The organism is Paraburkholderia sejongensis (assembly GCF_020880815.1).
Lineage (GTDB): Bacteria > Pseudomonadota > Gammaproteobacteria > Burkholderiales > Burkholderiaceae > Paraburkholderia > Paraburkholderia sejongensis.
The window spans coordinates 1-23322 of the sequence record NZ_JAJITD010000024.1; the positions used below are offsets into that span (position 1 = coordinate 1).

The window sequence follows — 23322 nt, forward strand, 5'->3', positions numbered from 1 at the left end:
TCGTCAACAGGTTTTTATCAACTTCCTGACCTGCCCACGTCGCTGAAGCCCGCACCACTTAAGGCTCTCCCGCTTCCCCGTGCCCCGGCGTCCGGAGCACGAAAGAGCGAGATTCTAGTCGCTCACACTCAAAGTTGCAAGTGCCGCCACGGGGTTTTCCTCAGGGTGCCTTCCGGACCCGACCCGCATCGTCCGCAGCCGGTTCTTTCGCCTGCGGTGGCAGTTTTTGAGTAGCCGACGCACCGATAGTCCAGTCGTGCAGCACGGTATAAGCGACCGCCAGCAGAGTCGGACCGATGAATACGCCAAGAAAGCCAAAGGCCAGCGCGCCGCCAAGAATGCCCAACATCACCAGGATCAGCGGCATATCGCTATTTTTGCCGATCAGGATCGGCTTGATAACGTTGTCAGCCATGCTGACGACCAGCACACCCCAGATGACCAGAAAGACTGCCCATCCCGTCTCGCCACCCTGGTACAGCCAGATGGCCGCAGGCAACCAGACGATGACAGGGCCACCTGGCACCACGGACAGAAAAAACGTTGCCAGCCCGAGCAACGCAGGTGCCGGCACGCCCGCAATCCAGCAGCCGAACCCGGCCAGAACCGCCTGAACCAGCGCGGTACCAAGAATTCCGTATACGACGCCCTTGACCGTGCTACCCGCGAGCGCGAGCAGGTAATCGGCGCGCTCTCCCGCGATACGCCGCATGCCCGCGTTGAGCCAGGTCGCCGCGCCCTCGCCGCCGCTATAAAAGAAAAACGCCAGCACGATACTCAACGCGAGCAGACCTAGCCCATGCGTGACTGCAAGCGCGGCAGCCAGAATCCACTTCCCGGCGGGCGCCGCCAGCGTGCGCAATTGCGCAATCAGTTCCGAATTGCTGCTGGTCACACGCTCCCAGAACGCCTCGATACTCGATCCGACCAGCGGAATCCGTTGCACCCACGACGGCAGATCGGGCAATCCCGATTCGAAGAGTCTCTGCACTAGCGCCACGATGTCATGAACATGCGTGCCGAATGCAAAACCCGCATAGACGAACGGCCCCAGCACGACGACCAGAATGATCAGCACGATCAAGGTCGCGGCCAGCTTGCGGCGCCCGCCGACCGCGGTGGTCAGCCGCCGGTACAGCCCCCAGGAGCTGTAACTGAGGATGGCGCCCCACAGCAGCGCGGTCGTAAACGGCGCCAGCACCAGTAACGAACCACCCACGAGCACAATCAGCGCGAATACCGCCGCAAGCCGTTCAATCAGTTGGTCCGATTTCACGATGAATCTCCTATTGCGCCAGACGGTGGCAATCAATTGACATACGCCTGTCAGGCGCCGTTGGACGCCGCCAGTATAGAAGCGAGTCGGGCGTCCGGGGATGTCTTATACCATCCGGCCAGGGCGCTGTGCGTCGTGAGACATTGGGCGAGCGGCACATCGATTTCTGAGATGAAAGCGCGGCCAGCGGGCCGAGATTGTCGATCAAACCGTATAGCGTCCCGGAAAAGACTAGAATATAAGGTTCCGTGCCCCCAATTTTTCCGGATTTATGCGCTCGCGAATCGCTAAACGACTCCCTCCCGACGCCGACAAGCTCGTCGGTCTCTCGCTCGCGCTTTTCGCGTCGGGCAGCCGCACCGAAGATCGCTTCTGGGAAGCGAAGCTCGATGCGCTGCTGGACAAAATCGTGCGCAACGCCAACCAGACCACGCTGGACGCCGCGCTCGACCATCTTCAGCAAAATCATCCCGATGCCTATGGCGCGCTTGCCGACATGGCGGAAACGCATAGCGAATCGTTCTTGATCGAACACGAAGGCGTAGCTTACGAGGCACTGCTGATCGCCGCGCCGGTGCTTGCCTGGACCCGCTACGTGATTCCGTCCGGTCCGCTCAAGGCCGATGCCGCAGACGCGTTGCGCGCCCATTTGCACGCGCACGTGCTCGCCGCCAACACCCGCGTTGCGATGGCGCCGTTTCTCTACAGCATCGACCAGTTGCCTCGACATCATGTCGAAACGTGGCGGATCACTCAGCAACTGGCGCAGGCGGCGGTCGCTGGCGGCAACGCGAAACTCAATTTCGGCGAACTGCCGGAGACCTCGCCGATTCTGGCCGATCCGCGCTTCCTGCTGGCGGTGGTTGCCGCGCCCATCGGCGCCGCGACCTTCCGCTGGCAAGAGGAAGAGCACGGCAGCCGGATAGAGCGCGGCCAGTGCCTCGAGCAGTGGGCCACGCAAGGCGGCGCGAATCTGTCGGTGGTGCTGCCGGGCTGCGAATTCGAATGCTTGCTACCAGACGCGTACTATTCCGCTTGTCGCGATGCCGACGAAAGTGTGCGCCCTCACACGGTGCGTACCGCCGTGCGTTATCTGTTCGACACAATTGGCGCCGCTCCGCAGGACCTGCGCGCGGTAGTCGCAGGCTTCGGCGAACGGCGCATCGACGAGTACCGTGTCGGCTTCACGCGCCGCGGCAGCAACGACGTGATTTACGGCGTCGTTTGGCCGCTCTACGGCCGTGAAAACGGCGAGCCCGGTATCGATGAAGAGCCGCAGGAAGTCACCGGTTCGGACGACCCGCTCGAGGAGATCGTGGCACTGCTCAAGGAGACCGGAATCACTGAAGTCCGGCGCCACGCGGGCCGCTTCGAGCCGGAATACTGCGACGACTGCGGCGTGCCGCTGTACGCCGATCCGCTCGGTGAAATCGTCCACGCGGAGATGCCGGAAGACGCCGAGCCCGCACAACCGCATTTCCATTGAGTTGCGCCTCCCGCATCTCGCCTTATCGCAAAAGAGCCCCGCCGATGCGGGGCTTTTTTATTGTTAAAACCACGCATCCTATGCCTTTTGGCCAGCCGTCAAATCGAAAGGAATTTGTCATCATAGGGACGGTGACGCATCGCCGTGGATGAATCAGTGTTCACGGTCACCCCGGTGCGTCGCGCAATTTCGCCGACCCCACTGGGAGACACGCATGCGCTTCTCGATTCTCAATTCAAACGCAGAACGACGTGATGGACTCAAGGCCTTGCTACGCCAAATCGACAGAGTGGCGCGCTTTTCTGAAGCCGACGATTGGCGCCAACTCGTCCGCCCCTTCAAGCGTTACTGGCCCGACCTCGTAGTGATCGACTGGGAGGACTGGATGACGGTGGCCGATGTCCGCAAGCTGCTCAGCTACCACCCCGGTTTGCGAGTCAGCGTGCTGACCGACGGAACCCTGCCCGAACTCGTCCGCTCGTTGATGGACGAAGGCGTGCTCGGCGTCGTCCCGCGCGATACCGATCCCTGTCTGATCGTGCGCGCGCTCGAAATGGTCGTGCTCGGGGGACACTATGTGCCGCCCGGCGCATTGGCGCTCGATCCTCCGTTACCACCCGATACCGCGATCCGTCCATTCGATGTCTACAATCTCCCGCCGCGTCGCAACAAGCTCACGAGCGTGCTGTCGCCGCGCCAGGAGCAGATCATGCGCTGCGTGCACATGGGCAGCACCAACAAGATGATCGCGCGCACGCTCGGAATTGCCGAAGGCACGGTCAAGATCCACCTGACGAGCATCTTCCAGCAACTCGGCGCGCCCAATCGCGCCGCCGCGGTCGCGCTCTACAACGGCTGGCTGACGAACCATCTGCAGGTGCTGCGCAACAGCAGTGACGACAGCGCGCGGCCGGTCAGACGCGGAGAGCCGGGCCCCGTTCCGCTGCGGCATCCCAAACGCATGCAGTTCGAATATCCGTTGCCCGCCAGCGACACCAGCACCACGCTGCCGATGGCCGCCGAGCCGCCTACGCCCTATGGCGACGCACCTGCGCCAACCCGCAAACGGAAGTCGGTGCCGCCCGGTTCCACCTGACGTCAGCCGTCATCAGCGTCTAGGTTCCAGGCGCTGATCCGCGCAGTGTGAGCGGCGCCTGGCATGGAATCCGCTCACACCTTTTGTCGTCCAACGAGTAATATGAGACTCATGGGTTTCCTCTACACACCGCTTCCGTTCTGGGCCGCTGTCGGTGGCTGGATTGTCACTGCGATGGTGGTCGCGCTCGCGCTGTGGAAAAACCCTTTCAAAAGACTTCAGGACAGCACGCTTCAGCATGTCTGGCTCGCGATCATCGTCGCGGTATCGGTGCTGTGGGCGAGCAACGCCTGGCTCGACGACGGCACCGTGATGCATCTGCTCGGCGCTACCCTTGTCGTCACGCTGTTCGACTGGGGACTTGCGCTGCTCGCCATGGCGATCGTCACCGGCCTTGCGGCCGTCGTGTTCGACGCGCCGTGGCAAGGCATCGCGATCACGTTCCTCGTGTACGGCGCGTTGCCAGTCGGCATCTCTACGCTGCTCCAGCGCATCTGCATCGCGTGGCTGCCGCGTAATCTGTTCATGTTTATATTCGGCCAAGGCTTCGTGTCACCGGCCATCGCCGTCACGCTGACCGCCGCAGCGGCGCTCGGCATCCATATCGCGCTATCCGACGGCTCCATGACCGTGGTGCCGGCCGGCTACGCGCTCAGCGTGCTGCTGCTCGCCACCGGCGAAGCATGGTTCACCGGCATGGCAACGGCGCTGATCGCCGTCTACCGTCCCGCGTGGGTCACCACATACGACGTGCGGCGCTATCGCCTGGGCGGCCCGCGCACCTGAAATGTCAGACTTCGGTGCGACCCGACGCGTAATGTGATAATCACCGCGTGTCCGTGCGGCGCTCACAAGGCCGCCCCCAGGACAGGACAAAAAAATTGCGGCAAGATTGAACTCAACCCCTGCGCGAGGCATCTTAATTGCCTCCTTCTCTCCCATTCGCATCTAAAGAACTAGATGGATCGCACCAACGTACCGCGCCGACTGCTGCGGATGGTCGGCCGGTTGGCAGCCTGCGCAGCGAGCCTCTCGCTGCTTTGCACTGCTCCCGCATTCGCCGATCAGCTCGAGCAGCACAACGACCTCGTCAACAGATTCATTAACGGAATGCACGCGGATCCGCTCGTCGCGGACTGCGCCGCGCACGGCAATTTCGTCGCGAGCACATCGACCGCGTTCGACCACGTCGAGTTTCCGCCCAGTTCGTTCGACAGCGCGCACTCGTCGGTCACGCCGTGGAACGATTCGTTCGACGAAGGCAAGCAGCGCGTCAAGGTGGATAGCATCGTTACCGTGGAGGGCGTCGGCGTGCGTCAGAACAACTCGGGAGAACCGGCCGATCTGAAATTTCGCTGCGGCTACGTCGGCTCACAGATGCTCGCCTTCAGCTGGAACGACCCGGTGCCGCCGAACCGCGCGCATAGCGAATCGCGCAGCGCCTCGAGCAAGCACAAGGGCAGCAAGGGCAAACATGCGGTGAGCGGCAAATCCGCGAAGAAGTCGACGACCAAATCGTCGAAGGCGAGCTCCGGCAAGTCGTCGAGCAAGTCCGGCAGCAGCGCGGCGAAGAAGAGTCATTGACGTCCGGGCGCCGCCCGGCTCCGCACGATTGGCCAGTCACTCAGCCCAATGAAAACGAAGCACCACAGTTTCCTGTGTGTGCCTCGTTCTTTTTTGTGCATCAATCCCGCCCGATCAGGCAAACGTCTCCACGTGTCGCAAAATGGCCTGCAGCATCGCGGCGCCCAGCGACGCACTGCGCTCGCCGTTCCAGCCTACCCGCTCGTCGGGCAGGTTCGCGTTGTCCTTGAACGGCATTTCCAGCGTCAGCGACAGACAGCCGAATTCGTTGCCGATGTACTTCGACGCGAGCTTCAACGCGTCTTCGCGATACTTGCTCGCCGCGTAGCCGTACTTGTCCTGAAAATCGGGGCTCGCCTGCTTGAACGCCTCGATGAACGCCTTCTGCTCGCGGCCCTGCTGCTCGGTAAAGCCCGGCAGCATTTCCGAACCCGCGACGAACACATAAGGCAACGCCTCGTCGCCGTGGATATCGAAGAACAGGTCGCAGCCGGTCGCGTGGATCGCGTCGCGCACCACCAGCACCTCGGGACTGCGCGCGGCGTCCGGCTCCATCCATTCACGATTCAGATTGGCGCCGGCCGCATTGGTGCGCAGATTGCCGTGCACGCTGCCGTCCGGATTCATGTTCGGCACGATGTAGAACACCGCGTGATCGTAGAGCTTGCGCGCGACCGGATCGCCCGCCCAATCGCCCCAGCCGACGAGCCGCTTCACCAGCCCTTCGATAAACCATTCGGCCATCGTCTCGCCGGGGTGCTGGCGCGCGATCAGCCAGATCTTCTTTTTCGGCGCCGCGTTGGCAGCGTCGTCCGCGAGCGGCGTGGCCAGCGTCAACAGCGAAACCGGCCGTCCTTCGACCGTCTTGCCGAGTTCGCTCAACGACGCATGCGGCATCTGCTGCACCGCGCCGAGAAACTGCGCGTGACGCTCTTCGCTGTAGGGCTCGAAATACGCGTAGTAGATGCTGTCGAACTCCGGCGTATGGTCGATCGTCAGCACGTTGCCGTCGTACGAGGTCGGCACGCGAAACCAGTTCACGCGGTCGTAACTCGCGACCGCCCGATAGTCGCGCCAGCCTTCGGCAAACGCGCAGGCCGCCGCATTCTCGAAGCTCATCACGCAACGCTCGCCGGCCGCGCCGGCCAGCCGGAAATAGAACCACTGCGCGAACTCGGCATGGCTGTCGGGCCGCACCCGCAAGCGGATATTGCCGGCGTCCTCGCAGGACAGCACGTCGATCGCGCCGGCATCGAAATTACTCGTAATCGATATGGTCATGAAATCCTTCCCTGTCCGGGTTGCCAGCGGCTGCCCGCTCGCCGCTCGAGAGCGTGGCGGCACGCTTATTCGGCGATGCGACGACGAAATACGTAAGTGGAATCGTTCGAGGCCTCGGCGCTGAATGCGTAGCCCTCCGTATCGAAGTCCTTCAGTTGCTCGGGACGATCGAGCCGGTTTGCCACCGCGAAGCGCGCCATCAGACCACGCGCGCGCTTGGCATGGAAGCTGATGATCTTGTAGCGGCCGCCCTTCCAGTCCTCGAACACCGGTGTGACGACCGGCGCGTCGAGCAGCTTCGGCTTGACCGACTTGAAGTACTCGCCCGACGCGCAATTGACGAGCACGCGCGAGCCCCGCGTATTCTTCTGCAGCTGCGCGTTCAACGCCTGGGTAATGCGCTCGCCCCAGAACGCGTACAGATCCTTGCCGCGCGGATTGGCGAAACGCGTCCCCATTTCGAGCCGGTACGGTTGCAGCAGATCGAGCGGACGCAGCAGACCATACAGACCCGACAGCACGCGCACATGGTTCTGCGCATAGTCGAGATCGGCCGACGACAACGTCTTCGCGTCGAAGCCCTCGTACACGTCGCCGTTGAACGCGAGCACCGCCTGCTTGGCGTTGTGCGTGCCGAATTGCGGCGACCAGTCCGCGTAGCGCTGGAAATTGAGGTGGGCGAGCTGATCGGAAATGCCCATCAGCGATGCAATCTGTCGCGGCGACAGACGGCGCAGATCGCCGATCAGTTCGGCGGCGTCATCGACGAAATCGGGGATGGTGTGTTTTTTGACGTGCGGCGGGGTTTCGTAGTCGAGCGATTTGGCCGGCGACAGAACGATTATCATAGAGGCTTGCATGCAGGCACGCCGTGCCTGGTGGTCAAAGACTGAAAGCCCGATTGTAACGAATGCCCGGTTCCCACGTCTCAAGCGGCGCGTTGCGCGTCGTGCTCGATTCCAATGTGTGGATCGATATTCTCGTATTCGACGACCCGCATACGCGGCCGATCGCGAGCGCGCTCGAAAGCGGCGCGCTGACCGCGCTGATCGACGCGCGCTGCCTCGCCGAACTGACCTACGTGCTCGACTATCCGCAATTCGCGCATCGCAACGTCGACAAGGCCGCCGCGCTCGCGATCGTCGCGCGGCTCGCGCAGATGGTCGAAACGCCCGCCCCCGCCGCGGACACCGGAAACGCGCGGCCGCTGCCCCAATGCAAGGATCGCGACGACCAGAAATTTCTCGAACTCGCGCATATGGCGCAAGCCGACTGGCTGGTGTCGAAAGATCGCGCGGTACTGAAGCTCGCGAAGCGGATCGCGCGCGATTTCGGCTTTCAGATCGCGCAGCCGGCGCCGTTCGTCGCCGCTGCGAGCCTCGCGCAGAACGCCGGCAGCGAGCCCGTCACGGTGTCATGAATGCGGCCCGCGGTATGCCGCTGTGAATCCGCTCGCCAAGGCCGGCCGATTCCGCACCGGCCGCCGCGCCACCCGGCGTAAAACCCGCGGCGCGCACAGTGCATCGCGATTCCCTACAATCAGGCTTCGCGCTCCGCCACGAACGAGCTTCGCTTTCGACAAACCGGTCAACCCATCGCCCTGCTAACAACCACGCCATGAACGCACCGCACGACACGCCCACGAGCCCCTCGTTTCCATCGCGCCTGCCGAACGTCGGCACGACGATTTTCACCGTGATGAGCGCGCTCGCCGCGGAAAAAGGCGCGGTCAACCTCGGCCAGGGCTTTCCCGACTTTGCGTGCGATCCGAAGATCGTCGACGCGGTCGCGCACGCGATGCGCGACGGCCACAACCAGTATCCGCCGATGGCCGGCGTGCTGCCGCTGCGCCAGGCGATCTCGGACAAGATCGCGAATCTGTACGGACGCCGTTACGACGCCAATAGCGAAATCACCGTGACCGCCGGCGCGACCCAGGCGCTGCTGACCGCGATTCTGTGCGCCGTGCATCCGGGCGACGAAGTGATCGTGATCGAACCGACTTACGACAGCTATCTGCCGTCGATCGAACTGGCCGGCGGCAAGCCCGTATTCGTCACGCTGGAGGCGCCCGATTACGCGATTCCGTTCGACCGCCTCGCCGCCGCGATCACGCCGAAAACGCGGCTGATCATGATCAACACGCCGCACAATCCGACCGGCACGGTCTGGCGCGCGCAAGACATGCGCAAGCTCGAAGAGATCGTGCGCGGCACCAACGTGCTGATCCTGTCCGACGAGGTGTACGAGCACATGGTCTACGACGGCGCGCCGCATGAAAGCGTCGCGCGCTATCCGGAGCTCGCGCAGCGCAGCTTCGTGGTGTCGAGCTTCGGCAAGACCTATCACGTGACGGGCTGGAAGGTCGGCTACGTCGCCGCGCCGGCCGCGCTCACCGCCGAGTTCCGCAAGGTCCATCAGTTCAACGTCTTCACCGTCAATACGCCGATGCAGATCGGTCTGGCCGACTATATGAAAGACCCGGCGCCCTATCTGGAGCTGCCGGCGTTCTATCAGAAGAAGCGCGATTTCTTCCGCGCCGGTCTCGCCGATTCGCGCTTCAAACTGCTGCCGTGCACCGGCACGTATTTCCAGTGCGTCGACTATTCGGCGATCAGCGATCTGCCCGAAGCCGAGTTCGCGCGGTGGCTGACCGGCGAGATCGGCGTCGCGGCGATTCCGGTCTCGGCGTTCTATCACGAGGCGCACGAATCCGGCGTGGTGCGCTTCTGTTTCGCGAAACAGGAAAGCACGCTGGCCACCGCGCTCGAACGACTCGGGCGACTCTAAGAGGCCCCGCGCGATGTCACGAACGAAACACCGTTCCTTGCCATCGCGCGTTGCGGCATCGGTGCGCGCCGCCTGCCGGGGCGCGCGGCACCGGGCCCGCATTAGCACATCACGACGCCCGTGCCGACGCCGCGATATAGGCCTTGCGCTCGTCGGTCACGCGCTGCGCGGCCGGCCGCGCATTGACCGTCTTCACATAGCTCTTCCAGTCGATCCCCGCCTCGAGCAGAAAATCGCGACCGTAAATGGTCCGCGTCGCCATTCCAACCAGCGGCAGGCTCACGAAACCCGCCGCGTCCGCCACGCCGAACTGCTCGCCGCACAAATACGGCGCAAACTTCGCGATCCGCTTGAAGCCGGCGATGTGATGCGTCAACAGCCTCTCCACTCGCCTCCTGGTCGCGTCGCTGACGGTGCCGCCGAAAAATGCTTCGTTGTACAGATTGCGCGCGGTCAGTTCGAGATGCACATCGACGAAGAAAATCATTTCGCGCTCTTTTGCGGCGAGCCACGGATCGGCCGAGAAAATCCGCTTGTCGGGAAAGCGCGCGGCCAGATATTCGACGATACATTGCGACTCGCACAGATCGCCGTGCTCGGTCTGCAGATAAGGCACCTTGCCGAGCGGCGAATGCTCGAGCAGTGCCGGCTCCTGACTCGGCATCACCAGCACTTCTTCGAACGGGATGTCATGCTCGAGCAGCACGAGCTTGACCTTGCTGTAGTAGTTCGAGAGCGCGAAACCGCACAGCTTGATCATCCGGTGTCTCCTTTTCACGTTGTTCGACACCGCGCGTCGAACTCGACGCGGCGGCATTCGAGCAAATCATCCAGTAAATTGCACGATCGTGCTATTCTAAAAAAACCATGGAGTCGAGCATCACAATGAACTCTCGCAATTTCAGCATCGAGACCATCGGCATTGTCGGCACCGGCGCAATGGGCCGCGGCATCGCGCAGATCGCGGCGCTCGCGGGCCTGCGTGTGCGGCTGTACGACACCAACCCGAGTGCCGTCGGCGCCGCGCGCGACTACCTCGCGGAGACTTTCGCCAAATTGACCGCCAAAGGCAAGCTCGAGCAGTCGCGCTCGCTTGCCGCGCTCGCGAATGTCAGCGGCGTGCAGAACGTCAGCGAGCTGGTCGGCTGCGACCTGATCATCGAAGCGATCGTCGAGCGGCTCGACGTCAAGCAGGCCCTCTTTCGCGAACTCGAAACCGTTGTCAGCGGTCGCTGCATCCTCGCGTCGAACACGTCGTCGCTGTCGATTACCGCCATTGCCGCGGGCTGCACCGATCCGTCGCGAGTAGTCGGTTATCACTTCTTCAATCCCGTACCGCTGATGAAGGTCGTCGAAGTGATCGACGGGCTGCGCAGCGACCCCGCGGCCGGCGACGCGCTGATGGATCTCGCGCGCCGCATGGGTCACACGCCGGTGCGGGCGAAGGACATGCCGGGCTTCATCGTCAATCACGCGGGCCGCGGGATGAATACCGAGGGCCTGCGGATCGCGGGCGAAGGCGTCGCGAGCTTCGCGGACATCGACCGCATCATGCGCGAGCAGGCCGGCTTCCGGCTCGGGCCGTTCGAGCTGCTGGACCTGACCGCGCTCGACGTGTCGCATCCGGTGATGGAGTCGATCTATCATCAGTTCTACGAAGAGCCGCGCTACACGCCGTCGCCGATCACCGGCACGCGGCTGATGGGCGGCCTGCTCGGCCGCAAGAGCGGCGAAGGTTTTTATCGCTATGTGGACGGCAAACAGCAGGTGCCCGCCGAAGCGCCGGCGCCGCGCGCTTTGCCGGGCAGCGTGTGGGTCAGCAGGCGCTATCCGCAGGCGTATGACGCGGTCGTGCAACTGGTCGGCAAAGCCGGCGTAAAACTCGACGACGGTGCAACGCCCGCAGTTGATTCGTTGATCGTCGTCACGCCGTTCGGCCACGATGCGACCACCGCCTCAATCGACGAAGCCCTCGATGCGAGCCGCGTGGTCGCCGTCGATGCGCTGTTCCCGCTCGTCGGCGCGCAGCGCCGCACGCTGATGACCACCCCCGCCACCACCCGCGCCGCGCGCGATCAAGCGCATGCGCTGTTCGCCGCCGACGGCGTTCCGGTCACCGTGATCCGCGACTCGACCGGCTTCGTCGCGCAACGCGTGGTCGCGACCATCGTCAACATCGGCTGCGATATCGCGCAAAAGCAGATCGCCACGCCGGACGACATCGACCTCGCGGTCACGCTCGGCCTCGGCTACCCGCGCGGGCCGCTCGCGCTCGGCGATGCGCTCGGCGCCGGCACGATCCTGACCATCCTGCGCAACATGTGCAGCGTGCTCGGCGAGCCGCGCTATCGGCCGTCGCCGTGGCTCGCGCGGCGCGCGCAACTCGGTTTGTCGCTGACGCAGCGCGACGCGGCGGACACGCAAGCGGAGATCCAGCAATGAGCGCCGAACTACTCGCCTCGCGGCCCGTCGGCAGCGAATCCACGCTGGTGCTGACACTCTCGAACCCCGGCGCGCGCAACGCGCTGCATCCGGACATGTACGCGGCGGGTATCGAGGCGTTCGACACCGTCGAGCGCGATCCGTCGATCCGCGCGGTCGTGATCACCGGCGCCGACAACTTCTTCTGTGCGGGCGGCAATCTGAACCGGCTGCTCGAAAACCGCGCGAAAGAACCGTCCGTGCAAGCGGACAGCATCGACATGCTCGGCGAGTGGATCTCGGCGCTGCGGCTGTCGTCGAAGCCGGTGATCGCCGCGGTCGAAGGCGCGGCGGCCGGCGCCGGTTTCTCGCTCGCGCTCGCCTGCGATCTGATCGTCGCCGCCGATACCGCGAAGTTCGCGATGTCGTACGCGCGTGTCGGTTTGACGCCCGACGGCGGCGGCTCGTGGTTCCTTGCTCAGGCGCTGCCGCGGCAGCTGGCCACCGAAGTGCTGATCGAAGGCAAACCGATCGGCGCCGCGCGTCTGCACGAACTCGGCGTGGTCAACCGGCTCGCGAAAGCCGGCGCCGCGCTCGACGGCGCGCTCGCGTGGGCCGACGAACTCGGCGCGATTTCGCCCAATTCGGTAGCCCGCATCAAAGGCCTGATCGCCGCGGCCGGCACGCAGCCGCTCGCCGATCATCTGGTCGCGGAACGCGATAACTTCGTCGCGTCGCTGCATCACCGCGACGGTCTCGAAGGCATCAGCGCGTTCCTCGAAAAACGCGCGCCGATCTACAAATAAACGAGGAGCGAGCCGCCCGACATGCCCGACTACCAACTGCCGAAACGTCGTCGCATCTTCCTGATGCGTCACGGCGACGTCACCTACTTCGACGACTCCGGCCGCGCGATCGATCCGGAAACCGTGCCGCTGAACGCGAACGGCCGCGACCAGGCCAGCGCCGCGGGCCGTGTGTTCGCCGAGCAGCAGGTGCGCTTCGATCGCGTGATCGTCAGCGGCTTGCCGCGCACGGTCGAGACCGCGCGCCGCGTGCTCGCCGAAACCGGCCAGCAGATCGAGCTCGAGATCGAACCCGCGTGGCAGGAAATTCGCGGCGGCCGGCTCGGCAGCATTCCACCGAGCGATATCGAGGCGGCGTTCCTCGGCGTGTTCGACGGCATCGTGCCGGAAAGCACCCGCTTTCTCGACGGTGAGACGATCGGCGAGCTGTTCGATCGCGTATTGCCGGCGGTCGCGGCGCTGCGCGAGGACACCTCGTGGGACACCGTGCTGCTGGTGCTGCACGGAGGGGTGAACCGCGCGATCCTGTCGCACGCGCTGACGGCGGGCGGCCGCACGTTCTTCGGCCACCTGTCGCAAGCGACCGGCTGCATCAATGCGCTCGACGTCGGCGCCGCGCCGCGCGACTGGGTGCTGCGCATGCTCAACCATTCACCGCCGTCGCCGCTGCATCGCGACGTTCGCAACACCACGATGGAAATGCTCTACGCACAATTTATTCGATACCAGCGTAGTTGACACCAAACTGGAGGAGACACATGGCGCAGGCCACGCAGACCGGCGAACCGAGCCGTCAACAAGACTATTCGGCGTTCGAGGGCACCCGCCCGGTCAACGAACGGCAACGCTTCGACCTCGACGCACTCGCCGCATGGCTGACCCGGCACGTCGACGGTTTCGCCGGGCCGCTCACGCTCGAGCAATTCGCGGGCGGACAATCGAATCCCACTTTCAAGCTGATCACGCCGTCGCGCTCCTACGTGATGCGCGCGAAGCCCGGCCCCGCCGCGAAGCTGCTGCCGTCCGCGCATGCGATCGAGCGCGAATACCGCGTGATGGACGCGCTCGCAGCCACGGACGTGCCGGTCGCGCGGATGCTCGCGCTGTGCGACGACGAAAGCGTGATCGGCCGCGCGTTCTACGTGATGGAATTCGTCGAGGGCCGCGTACTGTGGGATCAGTCGCTGCCCGGCATGAGCCCGCACGAACGCGCGGCGATCTACGACGAGATGAATCGCGTGATCGCGGCTCTGCACAGCGTCGACGTGCAAGCGGCCGCCCTCGCCGACTACGGCAAGCCGGGCAATTACTTCGCGCGCCAGATCGGCCGCTGGAGCAAGCAGTATCTGGCGTCCGAGACCGAACCGATCGACGCGATGCACCGCTTGATCGACTGGTTGCCGCAGCATATGCCGGCGGAAACCGGCGAGCGGGCCTCGATCGTGCACGGCGACTACCGGCTCGACAATCTGATCTTCGCGCGCGACGAACCGCGGGTGCTCGCGGTGCTCGACTGGGAACTGTCCACGCTCGGCGATCCGCGCGCCGATTTCGCGTATCACTGCATGGCATGGCACGTCGACCCGGCGCAGTTTCGCGGCATCGCCGGGCTCGACTGGGCAGCGCTTGGTATTCCTGATGAAGCGCAGTATGTCGAGCGCTATTGCAAGCGCACCGGCTTCGAGATTCACGGCGACTGGAATTTCTACCTGGCGTACAACATGTTCCGCATCGCCGCGATTTTGCAGGGGATCATGAAGCGCGTCGTCGACGGCACCGCGTCGAGCGCGCAGGCACTCGACGCCGGCCGGCGCGCGAAGCCGATGGCCGAACTGGCCTGGCGCTACGCGCAGAAAGTTCGCTAAACACCCGTTATCCGCGAGGACCCAGATGAATTTCGATTACACCCCGAAGGTTCAGGCGTTGCGCGAAAAACTGCTCGCCTTCTTCGACGCGCACATCTATCCGAACGAGCAGGCGTTCTATGCCGAAATCGCGCGCAACCGCCAGAACGGCAATGCGTGGCTGCCGACCGAACTGGTCGAGCAACTCAAACAGAAAGCACGCGACGCCGGCCTGTGGAATCTGTTCCTGCCGCAATCGGAACGCGGCGCCGGCCTGACGAACCTCGAATACGCGCCGCTGTGCGAGATCATGGGCCGCGTGCCCTGGGCGCCGGAGGTGTTCAACTGCAACGCGCCCGACACCGGCAACATGGAGACGATCGAACGTTACGGCAGCGAAGAGAACAAGCGCGAATGGCTCGAACCGCTGCTGCAAGGGCAGATTCGCTCTGCATTCCTGATGACGGAGCCGGAGGTGGCGTCCTCGGATGCGACCAATATCCAGACGCGCATCGTGCGCGATGGCGATCATTACGTGATCAACGGCCACAAGTGGTGGTCGTCGGGCGCCGGCGATCCGCGCTGCAAGGTCTATATCGTGATGGGCAAAACCGATCCCCAGGCGCCGCGCCATCAACAGCAGTCGATGATCCTCGTGCCCGCCGACGCGGCCGGCATCACCGTGCATCGTCCGCTCACGGTGTTCGGCTACGACGACGCGCCGCACGGCCATATGGAAATCACGCTCGAGAACGTGCGCGTGCCGGCCGGCAACATGCTGCTCGGCGAAGGCCGCGGCTTCGAGATCGCGCAGGGCCGTCTCGGGCCTGGCCGCATTCACCATTGCATGCGGCTGATCGGGCTCGCCGAGCGCGCGCTCGAACTGATGGCGAAGCGCTCGTTGCAACGCGTCGCGTTCGGCAAACCGGTCGCATCGCATGGCGTCACGCAGGAGCGTCTCGCGCAAGCGCGCTGCATGATCGAGCAGGCGCGGCTGCTGACGCTGAAGACCGCGTACATGATGGACACCGTCGGCAATAAGGGCGCGCGCGGCGAGATCGCGATGATCAAGGTGGTCGCGCCGAATATGGCCTGCCAGGTGATCGACTGGGCGATTCAGGCGCACGGCGGTGGCGGCGTCAGCGACGACTTCCCGCTCGCCTATGCGTACGCGTCGGCACGCTCGCTGCGTTTCGCCGACGGTCCGGATGAAGTGCATCGCAATGCGATCGCGAAGCTCGAACTCGCGCGTTACATGGATGCGGGCGCCGCGGCTCGGGTGGACATGCCGGTCACACGCGTTTGATTGGGGTTTCAGCGCGCGCGTTCTGCGCGCTGCGCCCCTCTGCCGCGCTCAGCAGCATCGCGCGATCTATGCTCTAATTTTCGACAACAGCGGCGCCCTCCTTGCGGCGCCGCTTTCACGAAAGGAGCCAGGATGATCGACGTCTATAGCTGGGCGACCCCGAACGGCCACAAGGTTCACATCATGCTCGAGGAAACGGGCCTGTCCTACACCGCGCACGGCGTGAATATCGGCGCCGGCGACCAGTTCAAGCCCGAATTTCTCGCCATCAGTCCGAACAACAAGATCCCCGCGATCGTCGACCCGGACGGGCCGAAAGGCGCCGACGGCCGGCCGTTCGCGTTGTTCGAATCGGGTGCCATCCTGATTTATCTCGCCGAAAAAACCGGCAAGTTCCTGCCGGCCGATCCGGCCGCCCGCTATGCGGTATTGCAGTGGCTGATGTTCCAGATGGGCGGCCTCGGTCCGATGCTCGGACAAACACATCACTTCCGCGTCTATGCGCCCGAGCAGATCGAATACGCGGTCAACCGCTATACGAACGAAGCGCGGCGCCTATATGGCGTGATGGATACGCAACTCGGCAAGACGCGCTATCTCGCCGGCGACGACTACACGATCGCGGACATTGCCGCGTTTCCGTGGACCCGTTCGTGGCAGAACCAGGGGATCGAGCTCGATGCGCTGCCGAACGTGAAGCGCTGGCATGAAGAAATCGCCGCGCGGCCGGCCGTGGTGCGCGGCGTCGATGTACTCGCGTCAGCGCGCGTACCGCTCATGGACGACAAAGCGAAAGAGATGCTGTTCGGCGCGACACAGTACGCGAAACACTGATTCCCCGCACTCGCGCTGGTATGGGCGAGAGCGAGACGTTTCAAAACAAAGCGCGAGCGGCATTTGCCCGCTCGCGCTTTTTGTTGGCCGCGCGTCCGCTGCAATCAGCGCAATCGGCGCGCTAGAAATAGTGCCGCGTAACAAACTCCGCCACGCACACCGGCCGCTCGCCGCCCTGCCGCTCGACGGTCACGTTCCATACGACCTGTACGCCGCCGTTGTCCACATCGGTCACGGATTCGACCGCGAATTTCGCGCGCAGCAGCGAGCCGACCAGAACCGGCGACATGAAGCGCACGCGATTGAGCCCGTAGTTGACGCCCATGCGCTGCTGGAGCGTCACCGTTTTGCCGAGCAACGCCGGAATCAACGACAGCGTCAGGAAACCATGCGCGACCGGACCGCCGAATGGCGACTCACGCCGCGCCCGCTCCGCGTCGATGTGAATCCATTGATGGTCGCCGGTGGCGTCGGCGAACCGGTTGACCTGGTCCTGGTCGACCGTCACCCATTCGCTGCTGAGCGGCCCCGCGCCGATCAATGCGCGCAGAGCGTCTGCATCGCCGAACCTCGCGGCCTGCGCCGCGCTCGCCGTCATACCGCGGCTCCCGGCTTGCGCAGCCCGAACATGCCTTTCGTGAGCACGGTGATCACCAGTTCGCCATGCTGATTAATGCCCTCCCAACGCGTCGACACGATCCCGCGATCGGGCTTGCTCTCCGACACGCGCTTGTCGAGCGTGACGGTCATCATCGTGATCGTGTCGCCGACGCGCACCGGCTTGAGCCAACGGATTTCGTCGATACCGGGCGAGCCCATCGACGTCGAGCCGGCGAACAGGTTGCGCACCAGCATCCCCATCATCACCGAACAGGTGTGCCAGCCGCTCGCCACCAGACCGCGGAACGGCGATTCGGCCGCCGCCGCTTCGTCCAGGTGAAACGGCTGCGGGTCGAACTTCTGCGCGAACTCGACGATCTCGTCGCGCGTGAACGTGTGCTTACCGACTTCGCGGCTCGCACCGACCTCCAGGTCCTCGAAACTGATTCCCATCGTCCAGCTCCTTTATGCGGTTGTGCGCTCCACTCAGCCTTCGATGCTAGCGAAGCCGGGCAGCGACGCGAAGCGCGCGAGATGATGATCGACATCGCCGAGCGTGGTTTCGATGATCGCGAGGCGCTTGAACAGATGCGCGGCCGCGACCTCGTTCGTGACGCCCATGCCGCCGTGCAACTGCACAGCCTGCTGACCGACGAAACGCGCGGCCTGCCCGACCCGCACTTTCGCCGCGGAAATCGCCCGACGACGCTCGTCGGGGTTCTCGCTCGCGTAGCGCATTGCGGCCAGATACGTGACCGAACGTGCCTGTTCCGCGTGGATCAGCATTTCGACCATCCGATGCTGCAACGCCTGGAAACGCGCAATGGGCTGGCCGAATTGCTGGCGCGTCTTCGTGTAGTCGACGGTTGCGAGGTTCAGCGCGTCGAGCGCGCCGATCGCCTCGGCGCACAGCAACAGCGTGCCGTAGTCGGCGATCTGTTCGAGCGCCGCCGCGCCCGCGTGCCGGCCACCCAGCCGGCGTGCCGGGGTGCCGCTGAACTCGAGCGTGGCGGCGCGCTGACCGTCGATCGTCCGGTACTCGGTCACCTTGACGCCCGCGGCGTCGCGCGCGACGACATACAGCGCAATCTCGCCGTCCACGCGCGCCGGCACGATCCAATAGTCCGCCTGCGCGCCATGCAGCACGACCGACTTGGTCCCGCTCAGCGTCGCCTCGCCGTCCTGCGAGCCGCTCGCGCTGGTCGCCACGTCGAACAGATCGTAGCGCGCGTGCGGCTCGTGAAACGCGACCGCGAGCCTGCACTCGCCCTGCGCCGCGCGTTCGAGCAACGCGCCATCTGCGCCATCGCCGGTGCCGGCAACCCGGATCGCTTCGATACCGACCGCGGTCGCCCAGTACGGCTCGACGACGAGCGCGCGACCGAGTTCCTGCATCACTACCAGCATGTCGATCGGGCCGCCGTTGAAACCGCCGTGCGCCTCCGGCACCGGCAACGCGGTCAGACCCAGTTCGGTGAACGCGGCCCAGTGCGTAGCCGACACGCCCGCTTCCGAGCGCACGATCGCCTGACGTGCGTCGAAGCCGTAATTCTTCTCGAGATAGCGGCGCAGCGCGTCGGCAAACTGCTGTTGTTCGTCGTTGAAAGTGAAGTCCATGCGCCGCTCCTCAAAGTCCGAGAATCATCTGCGCGATGATGTTCTTTTGAATTTCGTTCGAGCCGCCGTAAATCGACGTCTTGCGGAAGTTGAAGTAGTACGCGGCCAGCGGCGCGGCATCGTCGTCGCCGGCGCGGCTGTGCTCGTGCTCACCTTCGAGGAACGGGACGTCGAACGGCGCGGCCAGCGGTCCGACTGCTTCGAACATCAGTTCGGTCAGCCCTTGCTGCACCTCGGTACCTTTGATCTTGAGCATCGATGCTTCCGGCCCAGGTCCGCGCCCGCCCGCCTCGTTGGCGACCACGCGCTGCACGGTGACTTCGAGCGCCATCAGCTCGATTTCGAGATTCGCGACCTTCGCGGCGAACACCGGATCGTGCAGCAACGGCTTGCCGTTCTTTTTCTGATTCAACGCAAGGCGCTTCAGGAACGCCAGTTCGCGCTTCGACGCGCCGACGCGCGCGATCCCCGTGCGTTCGTGCCCGAGCAGGTACTTCGCGTAAGTCCAGCCGCGATTTTCCTCGCCGACCAGATTCTCGACCGGTACCTTCACGTCCTCGAAAAACACTTCGTTGACCTCATGGTCTTCGTCGAGCGTGATGATGGGCCGCACGGTGATGCCGGGGGTTTTCATGTCGATCAGCAGGAACGAGATGCCCTCCTGCTTTTTGGCGCCGCTGTCGGTGCGAACGAGACAGAACATCATGTCGGCATACTGGCCGAGCGTCGTCCAGGTCTTCTGGCCGTTGACCACGTAATGATCGCCGACGCGCTCGGCGCGCGTGCGCAGCGACGCGAGGTCGGAACCCGAACCCGGCTCCGAATAGCCCTGACACCACCAGTCGGTGCCGTCGAGAATACGCGGCAGGTAGTGACGCTTTTGCGCATCGCTGCCGTATTTCATCAACACCGGCGCGACCATCGACACACCGAACGGCAGCACGGACGGCGCGCCGATACGCGCGCACTCCTCTTCCCAGATATGCCGCTGCGTCGCATCCCAGCCCGGGCCGCCATACTCGCGCGGCCACGCGACCGCGGACCAGCCTCGCGTGCCGAGCAGCTTGTGCCAGCTGGCGAAATCTTCGCGGGAAAGACGTTTGTGATTGAGAACCTTGTCGCTCAGCTCGCGAGGCAGATTCGCTTCGAGCCAGGCGCGGATGTCGGCGCGGAACGCGTCTTCGGCGGGGGAATACTCCAGATTCATACGTAGTGTCTCCTGGCCGCCACCAACCGGCGCCCGGACCCACTACGTTATTGCAGCGGTTCCTTCAGGGCAGCCGGGACCGGCAGCGGCATCACTTCGATGCCTTCCTCGACCAAGGCGCGCGCATCTTCCGGTGTCGTGACACCGCGAATATTGCGCGCGGGCGCTTCGTTGTAGTGAATGCGCCGCGCTTCCTCGGCGAAGCGGTCGCCCACGTTCTCGGTCTTTTCCAGTACCTCGCGCAGCGCGCGCATCATCTGCGCCTGCATTTCCCGCACGCCGGCCGGCGCCTTCGGCTCGGCCACACCCGACAGATTCAGGCGCGGCGCCGACGGCAACCGGCTCACTTCGCTCGCACCGCAGATCGGACATTGGACGAGCTTGCGGGACTGCTGCGATTCGAAGTCATCAGTCGAAGCGAACCAGCCTTCGAACCGATGGTCATGCGGACACTGTAAATCGAGGACCTTCATGTGGAATCAGGGCTTGCGTGCCAGTTTAGCGCAAAATGAAAATTTGTGAACGATCGTTCGTAAAATTTATGATCGACGCGCCAGCGCCAGTTGGAGCAAAGAAAAGATGGCGTGGGTGCGCGATTTTAACGCTTTGTGCAAGCGACTGCCGAAGGCGCGAGAGAGTCCGCGAGCGGACCCGCGGTCGCATCCGTTTGCTTTCCACGATGACAAAGCCCCTGCCGGTCATCCACCGGCAGGGGCTTGTTGTACAACTGTGACGATCGGCTATCGGGTTCTCGACCCGCGACGCAACTATGCGATCTCCGGCGCCGCGGTCGGCCACGTCCCCGCGAGCACCTTCTCGAGCCAGAACGTGCCGATGATCGTCTTTACGTCGGTGATCTTGCCGGTACGAACCCACTCGGACACCTCTTCCACGCTAGCCGTGAAGAGTTCGAGAAACTCGCCCTCGTCGAGCTTGCGCTCGCCCGCGGTCAAGCCGCGCGCAAGATAGATGTCGATGAATTCAGTCGAATACGAAATGATCGGGTGGATACGCGTCAGGTACACGTACTCGCGCGCGGTATAGCCAGTTTCCTCGCGCAATTCGCGCACCGCGCAGGCGAGCGCCCCTTCGTCCGGATCGAGCTTGCCGGCCGGATACTCGACCATCACCTTGCCCATCGGATAGCGATACTGGCTCTCGAGCAGCACACGACCGTCGTCGAACAGCGGAATGACCATCACGGCACCCGGATGCTGAACGTATTCGCGGGTCGCCTGCTTGCCGTCCGGCAAGCGAACCGTATCGAACTTGACCGTCATGAACGGCCCTTGGTGGACCGTCTTGCTGTCGATGCAAGTCTCGGTTAGCGCGGCGTCGTGATTGGGAAGCTCAGCCATATGCGGACCTCTGAACAGCGTGGCACGCGACGGCGGGACGCCGTCAGCGGCGTTTGACGAGATATTGGAAGGTAAAGCCTGGGAAAGCGAACACAACGAACAAGGCAAACGTGATCGCGTAGAACTGCCAGCCCTGCTCGAAGCGGTTGCCAGCGCGTGCTTCGAGCAGAAAGCCCAGCGCGCCGACGACGAAATACAGCACGATCAGTTCGGCGATCCGGAGCCACGCGCTTTTTTTCGCCGCCTTCAACGGCACGGCGGCGAACAGGCGCTGATTCAGGAACGGTACGTTGGCGCCGACCAGCGCCAACAGCACGATAAACCAGCCCGCAGCGGACATCAGAGCAGCAGCGTGTGCTGGATCGCCGTCAGACAGGCGCGCAGCAGCGGATCCGGCACGATACCGAGCACCAGTACTGCCACACCGTTGAATGCGAGCAACGCGCGCGTGCCCGTGTCGGCGGTGATCTGCGACTTGTCCTGCGGTTCGTCGAAGTACATCAGCTTGACGATACGCAGATAGTAGAACGCACCAAACAGCGACGTGATCACGGCCAGCACGGTGAGCCAGGTCAGACCGGCGTTCATCGTTGCCTGCAGCACCGCGAGCTTCGCGTAGAACCCGACTGCCGGCGGAATGCCCGCGAGCGAGAACATCATGATCATCATCACGAACGCGAACACCGGGCTGCGCTGATTGAGACCTTTGAAGTCCTCCAGCGTGTCGGCTTCGAAATCGCGCCGTGCGAGCAGCATGATGACGCCGAACGTGCCGAGCGTCGTGATCAGGTAGACGATGCTGTAGAACATCGCCGAACCGTACGCGCTCGCAGCACCGGTGGTCTTCTGGTCGACCACGCCGGCGAGCAGGCCGAGCAGCACGAAGCCCATGTTCGAAATCGCCGAGTACGCGAGCATCCGCTTGACGTTGCGCTGCACGATACCGGTGATATTGCCGACGATCAGCGACAGCGCCGCCAGAATCACCAGCATCTGTTGCCATTCGACCGCGAGCGGCAGCAGACCCATCACGAGGAAGCGCAGACCCCATGCGAACGCCGCGACCTTCGGACCTCCGCCGACGATCAGCGTCATTGCCGTCGGTGCACCCTGGTACACATCAGGCACCCACATATGGAACGGCACCGCGCCCATCTTGAACGCCACGCCGGCCACGATGAAGATCACGCCGAACAGCAGCACGGTCGGATCGTAGTGGCTCGTGCTGATCGCCTTGAACACTTCGTTCAGGTCGAGCGAGCCGGTCGCGCCGTACAGCATCGAGATGCCGTACAGCAGGAAACCCGAAGCCAGCGCGCCGAGCACGTAGTACTTCATCGCCGCTTCGTTCGACGACGGCACTTCGCGGCGCAGCGCGATCACCGCGTACAGTGACAGCGACATCAGTTCCAGACCGAGGTACAGCGTCAGGAAGTTGTTGCCCGAGATCATCACGATCTGGCCGAGCAGCGAGAACATGCCGAGCAGGAAGAAGTCGCCGCGGAACAGGCCACGGTCCTCCAGGTAGCGGCGCGAATACACGATCGACACCGCGTAGCCGAGCGACACCACCGCCTTCATCACGTTGGCGAACGGATCGACCACGTACATGTGGTCGAAGAAGTAATGCACTTGCGGGTCGAACGCGTTCATCGCGAACCAGATCCCGGCGACGAGCGTCGAGAAGAACGCGATGAAATACGTAGTACGACGACCGGCCTGGCCGACGAAGGTGTCGTTGAGCCACGCGATCACAACGGCGAACATCACCAGTGCGTCGGGCAACAGAGCAGTCATAGGGGCGTTTTGCATGGTT

At 63.8% G+C, this 23322-nt stretch carries 24 protein-coding genes; 12 read left to right on the top strand and 12 right to left on the bottom strand.

What is annotated here, in order from left to right:
- Nucleotides 1–160: 160 nt before the first annotated feature.
- Entirely contained in the window at nt 161–1276 is a 1116-nt protein-coding gene (locus LJ656_RS31340) for an AI-2E family transporter (protein WP_230513347.1), read from the bottom strand.
- Nucleotides 1277–1547: 271 nt separating this feature from the next.
- Between LJ656_RS31340 and LJ656_RS31345 the strand changes: the two genes are divergently transcribed.
- From LJ656_RS31345 to LJ656_RS31360, 4 genes are all read left to right on the top strand, one after another.
- The gene (locus LJ656_RS31345) at nt 1548–2762 is read left to right on the top strand and encodes a DUF2863 family protein (RefSeq protein WP_230513348.1); all 1215 of its coding nucleotides are present in this window, start codon (nt 1548–1550) and stop codon (nt 2760–2762) included.
- Between the two features lie 214 nt (nt 2763–2976).
- The gene (locus tag LJ656_RS31350) at nt 2977–3858 is read left to right on the top strand and encodes a response regulator transcription factor (protein ID WP_230513349.1); all 882 of its coding nucleotides are present in this window, start codon (nt 2977–2979) and stop codon (nt 3856–3858) included.
- A gap of 111 nt (nt 3859–3969) precedes the next feature.
- On the top strand, nt 3970–4644 hold the full coding sequence (locus LJ656_RS31355) for an energy-coupling factor ABC transporter permease (protein ID WP_230513418.1): 675 nt from the start codon (nt 3970–3972) through the stop codon (nt 4642–4644).
- A gap of 174 nt (nt 4645–4818) precedes the next feature.
- Nucleotides 4819–5442: a BspC domain-containing protein gene (locus tag LJ656_RS31360; RefSeq protein ID WP_230513350.1), complete on the top strand. Its 624-nt coding sequence runs from the start codon at nt 4819–4821 to the stop codon at nt 5440–5442.
- 114 nt (nt 5443–5556) lie between these two features.
- Here LJ656_RS31360 and LJ656_RS31365 read toward each other — a convergent pair whose 3' ends face one another.
- Both LJ656_RS31365 and yaaA read right to left on the bottom strand, forming a co-directional pair.
- Nucleotides 5557–6723 carry a M14 family metallopeptidase gene (locus tag LJ656_RS31365; RefSeq protein ID WP_230513351.1) on the bottom strand — a complete coding sequence of 389 codons (1167 nt, stop codon included), beginning with the start codon at nt 6721–6723 and terminating at the stop codon, nt 5557–5559.
- A 65-nt stretch (nt 6724–6788) separates the two neighbouring features.
- Nucleotides 6789–7571, bottom strand: a complete 783-nt coding sequence (gene yaaA, locus LJ656_RS31370; RefSeq protein ID WP_230513352.1) for a peroxide stress protein YaaA — start codon at nt 7569–7571, stop codon at nt 6789–6791.
- Between the two features lie 62 nt (nt 7572–7633).
- On the opposite strand from yaaA, the gene LJ656_RS31375 reads away from it, so the two are divergent.
- Together LJ656_RS31375 and LJ656_RS31380 are read left to right on the top strand one after the other, a co-directional pair.
- Nucleotides 7634–8143 (top strand): putative toxin-antitoxin system toxin component, PIN family, encoded by a 510-nt coding sequence (locus tag LJ656_RS31375; protein ID WP_230513353.1) that lies wholly within the window; start codon nt 7634–7636, stop codon nt 8141–8143.
- 197 nt (nt 8144–8340) lie between these two features.
- Nucleotides 8341–9513 carry a pyridoxal phosphate-dependent aminotransferase gene (locus LJ656_RS31380; protein WP_230513354.1) on the top strand — a complete coding sequence of 391 codons (1173 nt, stop codon included), beginning with the start codon at nt 8341–8343 and terminating at the stop codon, nt 9511–9513.
- A 109-nt stretch (nt 9514–9622) separates the two neighbouring features.
- Here LJ656_RS31380 and LJ656_RS31385 read toward each other — a convergent pair whose 3' ends face one another.
- A complete protein-coding gene (locus LJ656_RS31385) occupies nt 9623–10273 on the bottom strand; it encodes a glutathione S-transferase family protein (protein ID WP_230513355.1) in 651 nt (216 codons plus the stop codon).
- A 125-nt stretch (nt 10274–10398) separates the two neighbouring features.
- Here LJ656_RS31385 and LJ656_RS31390 point away from each other — a divergent pair, with 125 nt between their 5' ends.
- The 6 genes from LJ656_RS31390 to LJ656_RS31415 all read left to right on the top strand — a co-directional run bounded on the left by LJ656_RS31390 (nt 10399) and on the right by LJ656_RS31415 (nt 16724).
- Entirely contained in the window at nt 10399–11955 is a 1557-nt protein-coding gene (locus tag LJ656_RS31390; RefSeq protein WP_230513356.1) for a 3-hydroxyacyl-CoA dehydrogenase, read from the top strand.
- Nucleotides 11952–12740 carry an oxepin-CoA hydrolase, alternative type gene (locus LJ656_RS31395; RefSeq protein WP_230513357.1) on the top strand — a complete coding sequence of 263 codons (789 nt, stop codon included), beginning with the start codon at nt 11952–11954 and terminating at the stop codon, nt 12738–12740. The genes LJ656_RS31390 and LJ656_RS31395 overlap by 4 nt, the downstream gene beginning before the upstream one ends.
- Nucleotides 12741–12761: 21 nt before the next feature.
- Nucleotides 12762–13478, top strand: coding sequence for a histidine phosphatase family protein (locus tag LJ656_RS31400; protein ID WP_230513358.1), 717 nt, complete (start codon nt 12762–12764; stop codon nt 13476–13478).
- 20 nt (nt 13479–13498) lie between these two features.
- Nucleotides 13499–14605 (top strand): phosphotransferase, encoded by a 1107-nt coding sequence (locus LJ656_RS31405; protein WP_230513359.1) that lies wholly within the window; start codon nt 13499–13501, stop codon nt 14603–14605.
- A gap of 25 nt (nt 14606–14630) precedes the next feature.
- On the top strand, nt 14631–15890 hold the full coding sequence (locus LJ656_RS31410) for an acyl-CoA dehydrogenase family protein (protein ID WP_230513360.1): 1260 nt from the start codon (nt 14631–14633) through the stop codon (nt 15888–15890).
- Between the two features lie 132 nt (nt 15891–16022).
- Entirely contained in the window at nt 16023–16724 is a 702-nt protein-coding gene (locus tag LJ656_RS31415; protein WP_230513361.1) for a glutathione binding-like protein, read from the top strand.
- A 121-nt stretch (nt 16725–16845) separates the two neighbouring features.
- Here LJ656_RS31415 and LJ656_RS31420 read toward each other — a convergent pair whose 3' ends face one another.
- The 8 genes from LJ656_RS31420 to nuoN all read right to left on the bottom strand — a co-directional run bounded on the left by LJ656_RS31420 (nt 16846) and on the right by nuoN (nt 23318).
- Nucleotides 16846–17322 (bottom strand): MaoC family dehydratase, encoded by a 477-nt coding sequence (locus tag LJ656_RS31420; RefSeq protein WP_230513362.1) that lies wholly within the window; start codon nt 17320–17322, stop codon nt 16846–16848.
- Complete coding sequence (locus tag LJ656_RS31425) at nt 17319–17777, bottom strand: MaoC family dehydratase (RefSeq protein ID WP_230513363.1); 459 nt, start codon at nt 17775–17777, stop codon at nt 17319–17321. Before LJ656_RS31425 ends, LJ656_RS31420 begins: the two co-directional genes overlap by 4 nt.
- Nucleotides 17778–17810: 33 nt before the next feature.
- Entirely contained in the window at nt 17811–18941 is a 1131-nt protein-coding gene (locus tag LJ656_RS31430) for an acyl-CoA dehydrogenase family protein (protein ID WP_230513364.1), read from the bottom strand.
- 10 nt (nt 18942–18951) lie between these two features.
- Entirely contained in the window at nt 18952–20148 is a 1197-nt protein-coding gene (locus LJ656_RS31435; RefSeq protein ID WP_230513365.1) for an acyl-CoA dehydrogenase family protein, read from the bottom strand.
- 47 nt (nt 20149–20195) lie between these two features.
- Complete coding sequence (locus tag LJ656_RS31440; protein WP_230513366.1) at nt 20196–20621, bottom strand: DUF1178 family protein; 426 nt, start codon at nt 20619–20621, stop codon at nt 20196–20198.
- A 294-nt stretch (nt 20622–20915) separates the two neighbouring features.
- Entirely contained in the window at nt 20916–21506 is a 591-nt protein-coding gene (locus tag LJ656_RS31445; RefSeq protein WP_230513367.1) for an NUDIX domain-containing protein, read from the bottom strand.
- A gap of 43 nt (nt 21507–21549) precedes the next feature.
- Nucleotides 21550–21846, bottom strand: a complete 297-nt coding sequence (locus tag LJ656_RS31450; protein ID WP_075296503.1) for a DUF2818 family protein — start codon at nt 21844–21846, stop codon at nt 21550–21552.
- Nucleotides 21846–23318 carry an NADH-quinone oxidoreductase subunit NuoN gene (nuoN, locus tag LJ656_RS31455; protein WP_230513368.1) on the bottom strand — a complete coding sequence of 491 codons (1473 nt, stop codon included), beginning with the start codon at nt 23316–23318 and terminating at the stop codon, nt 21846–21848. The genes LJ656_RS31450 and nuoN overlap by 1 nt, the downstream gene beginning before the upstream one ends.
- Nucleotides 23319–23322: the final 4 nt, after the last annotated feature.

Bases quoted from the DNA above. Each gene is read 5' to 3' on its own strand.
- LJ656_RS31345 (WP_230513348.1), top strand. From the start codon at position 1,548: ATGCGCTCGCGAATCGCTAAACGACTCCCTCCCGACGCCGACAAGCTC.
- LJ656_RS31350 (WP_230513349.1), top strand. From the start codon at position 2,977: ATGCGCTTCTCGATTCTCAATTCAAACGCAGAACGACGTGATGGACTC.
- LJ656_RS31355 (WP_230513418.1), top strand. From the start codon at position 3,970: ATGGGTTTCCTCTACACACCGCTTCCGTTCTGGGCCGCTGTCGGTGGC.
- LJ656_RS31360 (WP_230513350.1), top strand. From the start codon at position 4,819: ATGGATCGCACCAACGTACCGCGCCGACTGCTGCGGATGGTCGGCCGG.
- LJ656_RS31365 (WP_230513351.1), bottom strand. From the start codon at position 6,723: ATGACCATATCGATTACGAGTAATTTCGATGCCGGCGCGATCGACGTG.
- yaaA (WP_230513352.1), bottom strand. From the start codon at position 7,571: ATGATAATCGTTCTGTCGCCGGCCAAATCGCTCGACTACGAAACCCCG.
- LJ656_RS31375 (WP_230513353.1), top strand. From the start codon at position 7,634: ATGCCCGGTTCCCACGTCTCAAGCGGCGCGTTGCGCGTCGTGCTCGAT.
- LJ656_RS31380 (WP_230513354.1), top strand. From the start codon at position 8,341: ATGAACGCACCGCACGACACGCCCACGAGCCCCTCGTTTCCATCGCGC.
- LJ656_RS31385 (WP_230513355.1), bottom strand. From the start codon at position 10,273: ATGATCAAGCTGTGCGGTTTCGCGCTCTCGAACTACTACAGCAAGGTC.
- LJ656_RS31390 (WP_230513356.1), top strand. From the start codon at position 10,399: ATGAACTCTCGCAATTTCAGCATCGAGACCATCGGCATTGTCGGCACC.
- LJ656_RS31395 (WP_230513357.1), top strand. From the start codon at position 11,952: ATGAGCGCCGAACTACTCGCCTCGCGGCCCGTCGGCAGCGAATCCACG.
- LJ656_RS31400 (WP_230513358.1), top strand. From the start codon at position 12,762: ATGCCCGACTACCAACTGCCGAAACGTCGTCGCATCTTCCTGATGCGT.
- LJ656_RS31405 (WP_230513359.1), top strand. From the start codon at position 13,499: ATGGCGCAGGCCACGCAGACCGGCGAACCGAGCCGTCAACAAGACTAT.
- LJ656_RS31410 (WP_230513360.1), top strand. From the start codon at position 14,631: ATGAATTTCGATTACACCCCGAAGGTTCAGGCGTTGCGCGAAAAACTG.
- LJ656_RS31415 (WP_230513361.1), top strand. From the start codon at position 16,023: ATGATCGACGTCTATAGCTGGGCGACCCCGAACGGCCACAAGGTTCAC.
- LJ656_RS31420 (WP_230513362.1), bottom strand. From the start codon at position 17,322: ATGACGGCGAGCGCGGCGCAGGCCGCGAGGTTCGGCGATGCAGACGCT.
- LJ656_RS31425 (WP_230513363.1), bottom strand. From the start codon at position 17,777: ATGGGAATCAGTTTCGAGGACCTGGAGGTCGGTGCGAGCCGCGAAGTC.
- LJ656_RS31430 (WP_230513364.1), bottom strand. From the start codon at position 18,941: ATGGACTTCACTTTCAACGACGAACAACAGCAGTTTGCCGACGCGCTG.
- LJ656_RS31435 (WP_230513365.1), bottom strand. From the start codon at position 20,148: ATGAATCTGGAGTATTCCCCCGCCGAAGACGCGTTCCGCGCCGACATC.
- LJ656_RS31440 (WP_230513366.1), bottom strand. From the start codon at position 20,621: ATGAAGGTCCTCGATTTACAGTGTCCGCATGACCATCGGTTCGAAGGC.
- LJ656_RS31445 (WP_230513367.1), bottom strand. From the start codon at position 21,506: ATGGCTGAGCTTCCCAATCACGACGCCGCGCTAACCGAGACTTGCATC.
- LJ656_RS31450 (WP_075296503.1), bottom strand. From the start codon at position 21,846: ATGTCCGCTGCGGGCTGGTTTATCGTGCTGTTGGCGCTGGTCGGCGCC.
- nuoN (WP_230513368.1), bottom strand. From the start codon at position 23,318: ATGCAAAACGCCCCTATGACTGCTCTGTTGCCCGACGCACTGGTGATG.